9 protein-coding genes are annotated in these 12,953 nt (G+C 72.4%); 6 read left to right on the top strand and 3 right to left on the bottom strand.

The features are described 5' to 3' along the window. On the bottom strand, window positions 1-1,029 hold the full coding sequence (gene gap, locus K3769_RS03705) for a type I glyceraldehyde-3-phosphate dehydrogenase (RefSeq protein WP_267025004.1): 1,029 nt from the start codon (window positions 1,027-1,029) through the stop codon (window positions 1-3). 307 nt (window positions 1,030-1,336) lie between these two features. Between gap and pflB the strand changes: the two genes are divergently transcribed. The 6 genes from pflB (at window position 1,337) to K3769_RS03675 (ending at window position 10,454) form a co-directional block, all read left to right on the top strand. Then, window positions 1,337-3,616, top strand: coding sequence for a formate C-acetyltransferase (gene pflB, locus K3769_RS03700; protein WP_267025003.1), 2,280 nt, complete (start codon window positions 1,337-1,339; stop codon window positions 3,614-3,616). Next, a complete protein-coding gene (gene pflA, locus K3769_RS03695) occupies window positions 3,613-4,344 on the top strand; it encodes a pyruvate formate-lyase-activating protein (RefSeq protein ID WP_267025002.1) in 732 nt (243 codons plus the stop codon). Before pflB ends, pflA begins: the two co-directional genes overlap by 4 nt. A gap of 183 nt (window positions 4,345-4,527) precedes the next feature. Next, the gene (locus tag K3769_RS03690; RefSeq protein ID WP_267025001.1) at window positions 4,528-5,691 is read left to right on the top strand and encodes an exonuclease SbcCD subunit D; all 1,164 of its coding nucleotides are present in this window, start codon (window positions 4,528-4,530) and stop codon (window positions 5,689-5,691) included. Window positions 5,692-5,746: 55 nt separating this feature from the next. Further along, window positions 5,747-8,779, top strand: coding sequence for an AAA family ATPase (locus K3769_RS03685; RefSeq protein ID WP_267025000.1), 3,033 nt, complete (start codon window positions 5,747-5,749; stop codon window positions 8,777-8,779). Between the two features lie 128 nt (window positions 8,780-8,907). Then, a complete protein-coding gene (locus K3769_RS03680; RefSeq protein ID WP_267024999.1) occupies window positions 8,908-9,435 on the top strand; it encodes an immunity 21 family protein in 528 nt (175 codons plus the stop codon). Window positions 9,436-9,548: 113 nt separating this feature from the next. Further along, window positions 9,549-10,454, top strand: a complete 906-nt coding sequence (locus tag K3769_RS03675; RefSeq protein ID WP_267024998.1) for an SDR family oxidoreductase — start codon at window positions 9,549-9,551, stop codon at window positions 10,452-10,454. Between the two features lie 109 nt (window positions 10,455-10,563). Here the strand turns inward: K3769_RS03675 and K3769_RS03670 are convergent, their stop codons facing one another. Next, a complete protein-coding gene (locus tag K3769_RS03670) occupies window positions 10,564-12,285 on the bottom strand; it encodes a DUF885 domain-containing protein (RefSeq protein ID WP_267024997.1) in 1,722 nt (573 codons plus the stop codon). Window positions 12,286-12,398: 113 nt separating this feature from the next. Then, the gene (locus K3769_RS03665) at window positions 12,399-12,926 is read right to left on the bottom strand and encodes an Lrp/AsnC family transcriptional regulator (RefSeq protein ID WP_267024996.1); all 528 of its coding nucleotides are present in this window, start codon (window positions 12,924-12,926) and stop codon (window positions 12,399-12,401) included. Between the last annotated feature and the right edge of the window lie 27 nt (window positions 12,927-12,953).

The following is a 12,953-nucleotide window of genomic DNA, read 5'->3' as shown; positions in this document are numbered from 1 at the left end:
TCAGCTTCCGGGGAGCCGGGCCGCGACGTACTCGGTGAGGTCGAGCAGCCGGTTGGTGTAGCCCCACTCGTTGTCGTACCAGCCGAAGACCTTCACCAGGTCGCCGTGCACCTGGGTGAGCGGTGCGTCGAAGACGCAGGAGGCGGGGTCGCCGATCACGTCGCGGGAGACGATCGGGGCGTCGGAGACCCGCAGTATCCCGTGCAGCGGACCGTCGGCGGCCTCGCGGAAGGCGGTGTTGACCTCCTCGACGGAGACGGCACGGTCGAGCACCAGGGTCAGGTCGGTGAGGGAACCGTCCTCCACGGGGACGCGGACCGCCAACCCGTCGAGCGTGCCAGCGAGTTCGGGAAGCACGAGTCCGACGGCGCGGGCGGCTCCCGTACTGGTGGGGATGATGTTGACGGCCGCGGTACGGCCACGGCGCGGGTCCTTGTGCGGGCCGTCGAGGACGACCTGGTCGTTGGTGTAGCCGTGGATCGTGGTCATCAGGCCCTTGTCGATGCCGAAGGCGTCGTCGAGGACCTTGACCATCGGGGCGACACAGTTGGTCGTGCAGGAGGCGTTCGACACGACGTGGTCGCTGTCCGGGTCGTACGTGGCCTCGTTGACGCCCATCACGACGGTGGCGTCGACGTTCTTGCCGGGCACCGACAGCAGCACCTTGCGGGCGCCGCCCTTCAGGTGCAGTCCGGCGTCCTCGCGGGTACGGAAGCGGCCGGTCGCCTCGATGACCACGTCCACACCCAGGTCGCCCCACGCCAGGGCCGCCGGATCGCGTTCGGCCGTCACCGCGACGCGGTGCCCGTCGACCGTGATCGACGTGTCGTCGTGGGCGACGGTACGGCGCAGCCTGCCGTAGGTGGAGTCGAACTCCAGCAGATGGGCGAGGGCCGCCGGGGAGGTGATGTCGTTGACCGCGACCACCTCGACGGCCGTGCCGCTTCCGGTCTCGGCCCGCTCCAGGACGCAGCGCAGGTAGTTGCGTCCGATGCGTCCGAAGCCGTTGATTCCTACCCGCACGGTCATCTTTTCGTCCTTCCGGTCGGCGTCGTCCTGCGTGCACGGTCAGCCTCGCGTCCACGAGCCCGGCCGGCATGGGCCGTCCGGGGGCCGACAGGGGGACGTTCGGCCCGCAGGGACGGCCCGGGGAGCGCGAGGAAGGGGCGAACGGCCCGGCGTCGCGGGAGGACCGGCCCCTCGCGCGGGGCCTGACGGCGCGTCGGGCGCCACCCGACGGCCCTGTCCGTGCCGTCGCGCGGGGACGAACATCGTGGATGAAGGTGTGTCCGCGAGATCAGCGCGGACGGTATGGCCCACGGACACGGAGGCAGTGATGACGGCGGTGGTCCCGACCGAGGTGACAGCATCCCCGGAATCCCCGGAATCCCCGGACGCCTGGCGCGGCTTCGCGGCCGGACGCTGGCGCGAGCGCATAGACGTACGTGACTTCATCCAGGCCACCTACACGCCGTACGAGGGCGACGCGGCCTTCCTGACCGGCCCGACCGAACGCACCCTGGCCGTCTGGCACAAGGTCGCCGCACTGTTCCCGGAGGAGCGGCGCAGGGGCGTCCTGGACGTGGATCCCGGTACGCCGTCCACCATCACCTCGCACCGGACGGGTTACATCGACCGAACCCGCGAACTGATCGTCGGCCTGCAGACCGACGCTCCGCTGCGGCGGGCGATCATGCCCAACGGCGGACTGCGCATGGTGCAGAGCAGTCTGAAGGCGTACGGCTACCAGGCCGACCCGTTCGTCACCCGGGTCTTCGGGACGTACCGCAAGACCCACAACGACGGTGTCTTCGACGCCTACACGCCCGAGATGCGGGCCGCCCGCAAGGCGGGCATCATCACCGGCCTGCCCGACGCCTACGGCCGCGGCCGGATCATCGGGGACTACCGGCGGGTGGCGCTGTACGGCACGGCCCGCCTGACCGAGGCCAAGAAGGCCGAGCGCGCCCTGCTGGACGACGCACCGTCCACCTCGGACGTCATCCGGGACCGCGAGGAACTGGCGGAGCAGATACGGGCGTTGGGTGAACTGGCGGAAATGGCCGCCACCTACGGCTGCGATGTGACCCGCCCGGCCGCCACCGCCCACGAGGCCGTGCAGTGGCTCTACCTCGGCTTCCTGGCCGCGGTGAAGGAGCAGAACGGCGCCGCGATGTCGCTGGGCCGCACCTCCACGTTCCTGGACGTCTTCCTCCAACGGGACCTGGAGGACGGTCTGATCGACGAGGAACGGGCCCAGGAGCTGATCGACGACTTCGTCATCAAACTGCGCATCGTACGGTTCCTGCGCACCCCGGAGTACGACGCGCTGTTCTCCGGCGACCCGACCTGGGTGACCGAGACGATCGGCGGCATCGGTGTCGACGGGCGGCCACTGGTCACTCGTACGTCCTTCCGCTTCCTGCAGACGCTGTACAACCTCGGGCCGGCTCCGGAACCCAACCTGACCGTGCTCTGGTCGCCCCGGCTGCCCGCCGGATTCAAGGAGTTCTGCGCGCGGGTCTCGATCGACACCAGCGCCGTCCAGTACGAGTCCGACGAGCTGACGCGACCGCGCACCGGCGACGACACCGCGATCGCCTGCTGTGTCTCGGCGATGGCGGTCGGCAGGCAGATGCAGTTCTTCGGCGCACGCGTCAACCTCGCCAAGGCGCTGCTGTACGCCATCAACGGCGGCCGGGACGAGGTGACCGGGGAACAGGTCGCGCCCGAGGCTCCCGCGCTGACCGGAGAGTACCTGGAGTACAGGCAGTTGTCGGCGGCGTACGACCGGATGCTGGACTGGCTGGCGGGCGTCTACGTCAACACGTTGAACGTCATTCACTTCATGCACGACAAGTACGCATACGAGCGCGTCGAGATGGCCCTGCACGACCACCCGGTGCACCGCTTCATGGCCTGCGGCATCGCCGGCCTGTCCGTCGTCACCGACAGCCTGTCCGCCGTCAGGTACGGCCGGGTCAAGGTGATCCGCGACGCCACCGGGCTGGCCGTCGACTACGAGACCGAGGGCGACTGGCCGGCCTACGGCAACAACGACGACCGCGCCGACGCCATGGCCGTCGCACTGGTGGAGTCGTTCATGGCCAAGGTGCGCGAGCACCCCGCCTACCGGAACGCCGAACACACCCAGTCGGTGCTGACCATCACCTCGAACGTCGTCTACGGCAAGCACACCGGCAACACCCCCGACGGCCGCCGCGCCGGACAGCCCTTCGCGCCCGGCGCCAACCCCATGAACGGACGTGACCGTCACGGCGTGGCCGCCTCCGCGCTGTCGGTGGCCAAGCTTTCTTACGAGCAGGCCCGCGACGGCATCTCGCTGACCACGACGATCACGCCGGAGGGCCTGGGGCACGTGCCGGCCGAACGGATCGGTCATCTGGTGGGCATCCTCGACGCCTACACGGCCTCCGGCGGCTTCCACATGAACGTCAACGTCCTGGACCGGGCGACGCTGGAGGACGCGATGGAGCACCCGGACAAGTACCCCGAGCTGACCATCCGCGTCTCCGGATACGCCGTCAACTTCGTCCGGCTGACCCGCGAGCAGCAGCTCGACGTGATCAGCCGCACGTTCCACGACGCCCGATGAGCGTCACCGGCCGGATCCACTCCTGGGACCTGTCCACCGGCGTGGACGGTCCCGGGACCCGGTTCGTCCTCTTCACCAGCGGCTGTCCGCTGCGCTGCCTGTACTGCGCGAACCCCGACACCTGGCACATGCGGGACGGCCGGGAGGTGACTGTCGACGAGATGATGACGGAGATCGACAAGTACCGGGGATTCATCACGACGGCCGGGGGAGGGGTGACGCTCACCGGCGGCGAGCCACTGCTGCAGCCCGCCTTCACGGGTGCGGTCCTGCGCCGGTGCAAGCAGGCCGGGCTGCACACCGCGCTCGACACCTCCGGCTTCCTCGGTGCCCGCGCCACGGACGAACTGCTCGCCGACACCGACCTGGTGCTCCTGGACATCAAGGCCTTCGAGGTGAACACGTACCGCGCACTGACGAGTGGCGAGCTCGCCCCCACGCTCGGCTTCGCCACGCGGCTGGACCGGCTCGGCATCCCCGTCTGGCTCCGGTACGTCCTCGTCCCCGGCTGGACCGACGAGCCCGAGGCGGTCGACGGCCTCGCCCGCTTCGCCGCCGGCCTCGACAACGTCGACCGCGTGGACGTACTGCCCTTCCACCGGCTCGGCGCGGCGAAGTACGAAGCCCTGCGGATCCCCTTCCCGCTGAAGGACACCCCGGTGCCGGACGCGGCCCTGACCGAACGGGTCCGTGGCCAGTTCCGGGAACACGGACTGTCGGCCCACTGAAGGCCCGCCCCCCCCATGACGGCCCTCGAACGGATCGCGGCGACCGGGCCCCAAGAACGAGGTCCGTGAGGGAGCAGGTGCCGACGGGCGCTAGCGTGGTCCGTGCTGACAACGAGGACCGTGCCGGTTCCGTGCGGACCACAGGGGCGGGGTAGGGAGAAAAATGCAGGTCGGAGCGGCGCCGTGAGAATTCTGCACACCTCCGACTGGCATCTGGGCCGGGCGTTCCACCGGGTGAACATGCTCGGGGCGCAGGCCGATTTCATCGGTCACCTCGTCGCGACCGTGCGTGAGCGCGCCGTGGACGCCGTGGTCGTGTCGGGGGACGTGTACGACCGGGCCGTGCCCCCGCTGGCCGCCGTCGAGCTCTTCGACGACGTGCTGCACCGCCTCGCCGACCTCGGCGTGCCCACGGTGATGATCTCCGGCAACCACGACTCCGCGCGCCGGCTCGGCGTCGGCGCGGGACTCATCGACCGCGCGGGCATCCACCTGCGGACCGAGCCCTCGGCGTGCGGCACACCGGTGCTGCTGGCGGACACCTTCGGGGACGTGGCGTTCTACGGGCTGCCGTATCTCGAACCGGCCCTGGTGCGGGACGAGTTCGGGGTGGAGAAGGCGGGCCACGAGAGTGTGCTCGCCGCCGCCATGGACCGGGTGCGCGCCGACCTCGCCACCCGCGCGCCGGGCACCCGTTCCGTCGTCCTCGCCCATGCCTTCGTCACGGGCGGCGAGGCCAGCGACAGCGAGCGGGACATCACCGTGGGCGGGGTCGCCGCCGTCCCCGCCGGGATCTTCGACGGGGTCGACTACGTGGCGCTCGGCCATCTGCACGGCAGCCAGCGGATCACCGAGCGCGTCCGCTACTCGGGCTCCCCGCTGCCGTACTCCTTCTCGGAGTCCGACCACCGCAAGAGCACGTGGCTGGTCGAGCTGGGAGCCGACGGCTCGGTGGAGGCCGAACGCCTCGACTGCCCCGTACCGCGCGCGCTGGCCCGTATCCGGGGAAAGCTGGAGGAACTGCTCGCCGATCCGGAGCTGGCGCGCCACGAACAGGCGTGGGTCGAGGCGACCCTCACCGACCCCGTGCGTCCCGCCGACCCCATGGCCCGGCTCACCGAACGGTTCCCGCACACCCTCAGCCTCGTCTTCGAACCCGAGCGGGCGCCCGACGACCCCGACGTCTCCTACGCCAGGCGGCTCGCGGACCGCAGCGACCAGCAGATCGCCGAGGACTTCGTGGCCCATGTGCGCGGCGCAGGCCCCGACGAGCGCGAACAGGCCGTGCTGCAAGACGCGTTCGACACCGTCCGCGCCGACGACACGGTCCGCGAGGTCGCCCGGTGACCGCAGGACACGACCGGAACGCTCCCAGCCGCGCGTACCGCTTCGAGAGGACCCGATGAGGCTGCACCGCCTGCACATCACGGCCTTCGGGCCCTTCGGCGGCGCCCAGGAGGTCGACTTCGACGACCTGTCGGCCGCCGGACTCTTCCTGCTGCACGGGCCCACCGGCGCGGGCAAGACCTCCGTCCTGGACGCCGTCTGCTACGCGCTGTACGGGTCCGTACCGGGCGCCCGCCAGGGCGGCTCGCTGCGCAGCGACCACGCGCTCCCCGACGTCCGTACGGAGGTGACGCTCGACCTCACCGTGTCCGGACGGCGGCTGGAGATCACCCGGCAGCCGCCCTTCGCGCGTCCCAAGAAACGCGGCACGGGCACCACGACGGAGAAGGCCCAGAGCTGGCTGCGCGAGTACCACGCGCCTGCGGGCTCCTGGAAGGACCTCAGCCGCTCCCACCAGGAGATCGGCGAGGAGATCACCCAGCTCCTCGGGATGAGCCGCGAGCAGTTCTGCCAGGTCGTGCTGCTTCCTCAAGGAGACTTCGCGCGCTTCCTGCGGGCCGACGCCGAAGCCCGCGGCAGGCTGCTCGGCCGCCTCTTCGACACCCAGCGTTTCGCCGCCGTCGAGCAGCGCCTGGCCGAACGCAGGCGCACGGCCGAGACACAGGTGCGTGCCGGGGACGCCGAGCTGCTCGCCGACGCACACCGGATGCAGCAGGCGGCCGGCGACCTCGTCGAACTGCCGCTGCCCGACCTCGCGCCGGGCGAACCGCGGCTGGCCGAGGCCGTGCTGGAGTGGGCGGCGATCCACCGGAGTACGGCCCGCGAGTGGTCCACGATCGCTCACCGCGCCCAGGCGGCCACCGAGTCGGCGCAGGCCGCCGCGGCCCGCGTACTGGAGGACGTCCGCGACGTCGCGCGGCTGCAGCGGCGGTTCGCCGAGGCGGGGGAGCGGGCCGCCCGGCTGGCGGAGCGCTCGGAGGTCCACCGCGAGGACCGCACGCGGATGGATCGGGCCCGCAAGGCCGAGGCGGTGGCGCCCGCGCTCGCGCTGCGCGAGGCGACCGAGGCCGAGCACCGGCGGGCGGCCGACGCCGAGGCACGCGCGCGTGCACGGCTCTCCGAGGCGTTCTCCGGGGCCGGGACCTCCACCGGGGCCGGGACCTTCGCCGAGGCAGGGGCCACGGGTCTCGCCGCCGCCGCGCGGAAGGCCGCCGAAGAGCTGGGCGGCCTGGAGTCGGCCCGCCGGGGTGAGCAGCGGCTCACCCAACTCGCCGACGAACGAACCAAGTTGGACCGTCAGGAGCGCGCCGACGAGGAGGTGCTGCGCGACGCCGAGCAGTGGCTCGCCGGGTGGGAGACGACCAAGGCCGGCCTCCAGGCCCGTATCGAGGCCGCCCAGGAGGCCGCCACCCGAGCCGAGCAACTCGCCGTGCAGCGCGAGCCGGCCCGGGCCCGGCTCGGGGCGGCCCGGCTGCGCGACCAGCTCGCCGGGGACACCGACGAGGCCCACGCGCGCGTGCTCGCCGCGCGCGAACAGGCGGCGGACGCGCGCACCCACTGGCTGGACCTGAAGGAACAGCGGCTCAAGGGCATCGCCGCGGAACTCGCCGCGAACCTCGTGACCGGGGCGGCCTGCGCCGTCTGCGGCGCCACCGAGCACCCCGCTCCTGCCCGGAAGGTCGACGGGCACGTCGACCAGCGGGCCGAGGACGCCGCGCTCGCCGCCTACCAGAGCGCCGACGAACGACGTGCGGAGGAGGAGCGCCGTCTCGCGGTGGTGCGCGAGGCGCTGGCCGCCGCGACCGCGGAGGCGGGCGACACTCCCACCGCCCGACTCGCCGAGCAGGCCGAGGAGCTGGAGGCGCTGCACGCCGAGGCACGGGACGCGGCCTCCGGGCTGCACGTGGCGGGCGAGGCGCTCCGGCAGGCCGGGCACGAGCACGAGCGCAGGCTCGCCGCCCACCAGGAGGCCGCGGTGCGCGCCGCCTCACGGAGCGCGCGCCGGGACGCCCTCGCCCGTGAAGCAGCCACTCTGGAGGAGGAGTTGGCGCAGGCCAGAGGTGCGGCAAGCAGCGTGGCGGCGCGGGCCGCCCAGCTGGAGCGGCAGGTCTCGACGCTCACCGAGGCCGCGGACAGCGCGCGCGTCGCGGCGGACACCGCGCAGCGGCTCAAGGACGCCGACGCGCGACTCGCCGACGCTGCCTTCCGCGCCGGGTTCGACACACCGCAGGCCGCCGCGGCGGCACTCCTCGACGACGTGGCCCACCGGGAGCTGCAACGACGGCTCGATACCTGGCAGCAGGAGGAGGCGACGGTCCGCGCGGTGCTCGCGGAGGCCGAGACGGCCGCCGCCGCGGACCTGCCGCCCGCCGACGTCCGGGCCGCCGAGCAGAGCGCCGCCGTGGCCGTGCGGCGCATGCGCGAAGCCGCCTCCGTGCGGGACGCGGCGGCCCGCCGCTGCACCGAGCTGGACCGGCTCACGCACCGGGCCACCGCGTCCGTGCGCAGGCTCGGGCCGCTGCGCGAGGAGTACGACCGGGTGGCCCGCCTGGCGACCCTCGCGGCCGGCACCTCCGCGGACAACGAACGCAGGATGCGCCTGGAGTCGTACGTCCTCGCGGCCCGACTCGAACAGGTCGCGGCGGCGGCCAGCGCACGGCTGCAGCGCATGTCCGGCGGGCGCTACACCCTCGTCCACTCCGACGACCGGGCCGGACGGGGCCGCAGTGGGCTCGGGCTGCACGTCGTCGACGCCTGGACCGGGCGGGAGCGCGACACGGCGACGCTCTCCGGCGGCGAGACGTTCTTCGCCTCCCTTGCGCTCGCGCTGGGCCTCGCGGACGTGGTCACCGACGAGGCGGGAGGCGTCCGGCTCGACACGCTCTTCATCGACGAGGGCTTCGGCAGCCTGGACGACCAGACGCTCGACGAGGTCCTGGACGTACTGGACTCGCTGCGGGAGCGGGACCGCAGCGTCGGCATCGTCAGCCATGTCGCGGATCTGCGACGCCGGATCCACGCACAACTGGAGGTCGTGAAGGGACGCTCGGGGTCGCTCGTCCGCCAGCGGGTCGGCGACGGCGGCTGACGGCTGGTGGCTGCTCATTGACGACGGGCGGCGGCTGCTGAGGGGCGTACGGACTCAGTCGCGTATCAGCTCGTGGCCGGGCAAAGGAATCGTCAATTACGGTCCGTCAGGGCGTGTAGCTTCTGCCCATGGCGAGTTATGCGGACCCCAGTTCGGTCGAGCGGGTGGAGTGGGTCGAGTCCGGCGGTGGGCCGCTCATAGCGATCCCGGAAGTGGTGCTGCCGTTCTGGACGGGCGCCGACGGTGACGAACTGGCCTCCGACTACGACCGGGCGTGCGAGGTGGAGGGGCCGGTCGGCCTGCTCCCCGTCGGCAACACCACGGCCCTCGTCCTGGGCGACGAACCGGCCGCCACCTCCTACCTGCCCGAACACGGCACGTTCGTACGGTGGTCCGCGGGCGACCCGGAGGATGCGCTGCCGGCCGGGGTGCCGGCCGCCCTCGCCACCGCGGCGTGGGGGCGCGAGGTGCACTGGGAGGTACCCGGGACCGTCGTGCTGTTCGACGCGGCGTCGTCGGGGGCGGGGGCCACGAAGGCGGGGCACTTGCGGATCGCCCTCACAGCGGGCCGGTACGCGGTGCGCGCGGCGCACGCCGAACCGGACCCGGAGTCATCGTCGGTCGGACTCGTTCGACTGAGGCCGCTGGGGCCTTGACCGAGGGCGGTAGGCCGGCGGCGGGCGGTGGGCGCTGTTGGCGGCCCGGCCGAAGAGCCCCGCCGCGAAAAATGGCATGCGCGCGGCCCGGCCGCCCTCCATCATGGTCCGCCATGCCCCTCCCCGCGCCCCTGCCGTTGCCTCAACACCCGTCATCCGCACCCGCACCCACCCCCGAAGTACGCGCGCCCGCGCCGGAAGACCTGCGCCGCGAGGCGCTGCCGCTGCGCGGGCGTACCGCGCTCGTCACCGGCACCGGTCGGCGCGCGGGGATCGGCCACGCCGTGGCCCGGCGCCTGGCCGCCTACGGAGCGAGTGTCTATCTCCACCACCACGTGCCGCACGACGCGGCGATGCCCTGGGGCGCGGACCGTCCGGAGGAGGCGGCGGCCGAAGTGCGCGAGGCGCTCGGCGATCCGGGTGCCCGGGTCGTCCACGGGCCGGGCGACCTCTCCGTCCCGGACGCCCCGGCCGAGTTGATCGCCCGCGCGGCGGACGCGCTCGGCGGGCGGCTCGACATCCTCGTCGCCAACCACGCGCTGAGCGGTTCGGACGGCCCGCTGGACGCGCTCGACGCGGCGATGCTCGACGCGCACTGGGCCGTCGACACCCGGTCGGTGATCCTGCTCGTCCAGGCCTACGTCCGGCTGCGTGCCACGTCGTCGTCGCCGGCGTCGGGCGGCGGACGCGTCGTGATGATGACGTCCGGCCAGGACATCGCGGACGGGATGCCGGGGGAGATCGCGTACGCCCTGCAGAAGGGCGCCCTCGCCTCGGTCACCCGCTCGCTGGCGACCACGCTCGCCGCGCACGGAGTCACGGTGAACACCGTCAATCCGGGCCCGGTGGACACCGGTTACCTGACCGGGGAGGCGTACGCGGCGGTCGCCTCGATGTTCCCGGGCGGGCGCTGGGGAATGCCGGACGATCCCGCCCGGCTCATCGCCTGGCTCGCCACGGACGAGGCCCGGTGGATCACCGGACAGGTCATCGACTCGGAGGGCGGCTTCCGCCGCTGAGGCCGGTCGTCCGTACGGCGCGGCGCCGTACGGCACGGCGCCGGTCGAGGGCCGGGCTCGAATGTGCAGCCCGGCCGCCGAGTGGGCGTAACGCGCGTGCCGCGTGCCGTCAGAGTCGGGACAGTTCGTCCACCAGGTCGTCCAGGCCCAGCGAACCCTGGGACAGCGCCGCCATGTGCCAGGCCTTCGCGTCGAAGGCGTCCCCATGACGCTTGCGCGCGTTCTCCCGGCCCAGCAGCCAGGCGCGCTCGCCGAGCTTGTAGCCGATGGCCTGGCCGGGGATGGAGAGGTAGCGGGTCAGCTCGCTCTCCACGAAGTCCGCGGGCCGGCTGCTGTGCGCGCCGAAGAACTCCTGCGCCAGCTCCGGGGTCCACCGCTCACCCGGGTGGAACGGCGACTCCGCCGGAATCTCCAGCTCCAGATGCATGCCGATGTCGACGATGACGCGGGTCGCCCGCATCATCTGCGCGTCCAGGTAACCGAGCCGCTCCTCGGCGTCCTTGAGGTAGCCGAGTTCGTCCATGAGCCGTTCCGCGTACAGGGCCCAGCCCTCGCAGTTGGCGCTGACGCCACCGATGGTCGCCTGGTAGCGGGAGAGGTTCTCGGCGACGTGGACCCACTGGGCGAGCTGGAGGTGGTGGCCGGGGACGCCCTCGTGGTACCAGGTCGACACCAGGTCGTAGACCGGGAAGCGGGTCTGCCCCATCGTCGGCAGCCACGTACGCCCGGGGCGTGAGAAGTCCTCCGACGGGGCCGAGTAGTACGGGGCGGCGGCGCCGCCCGGCGGGGCGATGCGGGACTCCACCTTCCGTACCCGCTCGGCGAGTTCGAAGTGGGTGCCGTCCAGTTCCTCGATCGCCTGGTCCATGAGGCTCTGCAGCCACGCCTGGACCTCGTCGACCCCTTCGATGTGCCTGCCGTGCTCGTCGAGGTGGGCCAGCGCCACCCACGGCGTCGCGGCGCCGGGCAGTACCTTCTCCGCCTCCTTCCTCATCTCGGCGAGCAGCCGGTGGTACTCCGCCCAGCCGTACGCGTACGCCTCGTCCAGATCGAGGTCCGTACCGTTGAAGTAGCGCGACCAGCGCGCGTACCGGTCGCGGCCCACCGTGTTCGGCGCGCCCTCGATCGCGGGCGCGTACACGTCGCGCATCCAGTCGCGCAGCGCGACCACGGCGGCGGTCGCCGTCCGCGCGGCCTCGTCGAGTTCCGCGCGCAGGGTCTGCGGCCCCGCCGACGCGAACTCCTCGAACCAGCCACCACCCGGACCACCCGTGTCCGACGAGCCCGTGCCGGACGAGCCCGTTCCCGACCACTCGGTGAGCTGCTCGATGAAGGTGGCGGTCGGTCGCGGACCCGCGTACAGCTTGCGTTCCAGGCCGAGGGAGAGGCACTCGCGGTAGCCGTCGAGGGCCGCCGGCACCGCGCGCAGCCGCTCGGCGATCGCGGCCCAGTCCTCGTCCGTGTCCGCCGGCGTCACGGTGAACACCTCGCGCACCGCATGCACGGCCGTGTGCATGTTGCCGACGGCCCGCAGGCTCTCCTCGGCCGCGTGCACGCCGAGTTCGGCGTTGAGGCGCTCGCGCAGCAGGCGTGCGCACCGGCGCTCGATGTCACTGTCCGCGCCGGGCTGCCGCTCCGCCTCGTCGAGCCGGGCCAGCGTCGTCCTCGCCAGCTGCGCGAGCGCCTCCTGTCCGCCGGGCGAGGTGTCGGGCAGCCTGCCGGAACTCTCCTTCACGCCGAGGTACGTACCGGTGACCGGGTCGAGGGCGACGAGCTCGTCGACGTAGGTGTCGGCGACCTCTCGGGGCAGCGGGTTCTTCGTCTGTGACATACGGCCATCCTCATACGCGGACGGCCACCGCGTCAGCCCCGTTTTCCAGGCCCTTTACCGTGTCGGTCCTTTCACTGCGTCGGTCCTCCTGCCGTGGTAGCTCTTCTGGCGTGTCAGCCCGGTTTCGCCGAGGGCGTGGCACCCGAAGCCGTGGCGCCTGCGCCCTGGGGGTCGGGCGGCAGCAGGGGCCCGCAGTCCCACTGCTGGAAGATCAGCCGCGTTTCGACGCGCGCCACCTCGCGGTGCGCGGTGAATCCGTCGAGAACCAGCCGCTGCAGATCCGCCATGTCGGCGACCGCGACATGCACCAGATAGTCGTCGGGCCCGGTGAGATGGAAAACCGTACGCGACTCGGGCAACGACCTGATCCGCTCCACGAACGGGCCGACCAACTCCCGCCGATGCGGCCTGACCTGCACGGACAGCAGCGCCTCCAGACCGCGTCCCAGCTTCGCCGGATCGAGCCGCAGCTGATGGCCGAGGATGACGCCCGAGCGGCGCAGCCGGGTGACCCGGTCCAGGCAGGTCGAGGGCGCCACCCCGATCAGCGCGGCGAGATCCCGGTAGGTGGTCCGGGCGTCGTTCTGCAGAAGGCGCAGAAGATGCAGGTCCACCGGGTCCAGTACGACGGATTCGGCCATATGCCGAACGTAACACGCTGTTTCGGC

The organism is Streptomyces ortus, assembly GCF_026341275.1.
Classification (GTDB): domain Bacteria; phylum Actinomycetota; class Actinomycetes; order Streptomycetales; family Streptomycetaceae; genus Streptomyces; species Streptomyces ortus.
Note: the sequence above shows the minus strand (reverse complement) of the source record. Positions and strands in the feature narration are given on the sequence as shown.

Bases quoted from the DNA above. Each gene is read 5' to 3' on its own strand.
- K3769_RS03665 (WP_267024996.1), bottom strand. From the start codon at position 12,926: ATGGCCGAATCCGTCGTACTGGACCCGGTGGACCTGCATCTTCTGCGC.
- K3769_RS03680 (WP_267024999.1), top strand. From the start codon at position 8,908: ATGGCGAGTTATGCGGACCCCAGTTCGGTCGAGCGGGTGGAGTGGGTC.
- pflB (WP_267025003.1), top strand. From the start codon at position 1,337: ATGACGGCGGTGGTCCCGACCGAGGTGACAGCATCCCCGGAATCCCCG.
- pflA (WP_267025002.1), top strand. From the start codon at position 3,613: ATGAGCGTCACCGGCCGGATCCACTCCTGGGACCTGTCCACCGGCGTG.
- K3769_RS03685 (WP_267025000.1), top strand. From the start codon at position 5,747: ATGAGGCTGCACCGCCTGCACATCACGGCCTTCGGGCCCTTCGGCGGC.
- K3769_RS03675 (WP_267024998.1), top strand. From the start codon at position 9,549: ATGCCCCTCCCCGCGCCCCTGCCGTTGCCTCAACACCCGTCATCCGCA.
- K3769_RS03670 (WP_267024997.1), bottom strand. From the start codon at position 12,285: ATGTCACAGACGAAGAACCCGCTGCCCCGAGAGGTCGCCGACACCTAC.
- gap (WP_267025004.1), bottom strand. From the start codon at position 1,029: ATGACCGTGCGGGTAGGAATCAACGGCTTCGGACGCATCGGACGCAAC.